This window comes from Mesorhizobium sp. M7A.F.Ca.CA.003.01.2.1 (assembly GCF_003998945.1).
GTDB lineage: Bacteria > Pseudomonadota > Alphaproteobacteria > Rhizobiales > Rhizobiaceae > Mesorhizobium > Mesorhizobium ciceri.
Genome location: NZ_RZRA01001607.1, coordinates 1 through 552, shown reverse-complemented (window position 1 = coordinate 552; position 552 = coordinate 1). Strand labels below are relative to the sequence as shown.

Annotated in this window: 2 pseudogenes; one reads left to right on the top strand and one right to left on the bottom strand. The window is 63.9% G+C overall.

The window, feature by feature from the left end:
• Positions 1-195 (bottom strand): annotated as a pseudogene (locus tag EN969_RS34505) (polyprenyl synthetase family protein); the annotation flags it as partial.
• Positions 196-417: 222 nt separating this feature from the next.
• On the opposite strand from EN969_RS34505, the pseudogene EN969_RS36835 reads away from it, so the two are divergent.
• Positions 418-552, top strand: a pseudogene (locus EN969_RS36835) (monofunctional biosynthetic peptidoglycan transglycosylase); the annotation flags it as partial.

The following is a 552-nucleotide window of genomic DNA, read 5'->3' as shown; positions in this document are numbered from 1 at the left end:
TTCCATGACCAGGAAGGGCCGCAGGCGCTTGCCGCCGTTCAGCACGCCATGGCGCATCGCCGCCATCAGCCGGTCCGGCCGGGCGATCTCGCCCGAAAGCGCGCGGTCGTCGAGCAGTCGCCGCAGCAGCACCTCGACGGCGGGTGCCCGCCTGATCAGCGCCATTTCGAACGCCATTTGGTCGTCATTCGTCATGGCCGGGACCGGTAGCCGACACTCAGACGTTGCGCAAGAAGGCAAGCGCCATTATGCCGGAGCAGTATGAGCCCGTTCGGAAACTCTACTCCTGCGGTCATCTGAGGGCGTTTTCTGCGCTTCCGGTGCTTGCGTACTCTAATGTACGCTCCGCTCCGGTTCTCGAAAACACCGTCACATGACTCACAGGAGCGCGTTTCAAAACGAGCTCTCTGGCACGGGTTGGGCGGCTTGGCGGAACCGATCGTCGATCATGAAACCGAAAAGCTGGACATGGCGACGAGATCGCGGGGCGTAAACCGCCGTGGTCTCAAGCGCTGGGTCCGGCGCGGCATCGTCGTGGCCGCGGTGCTGGCC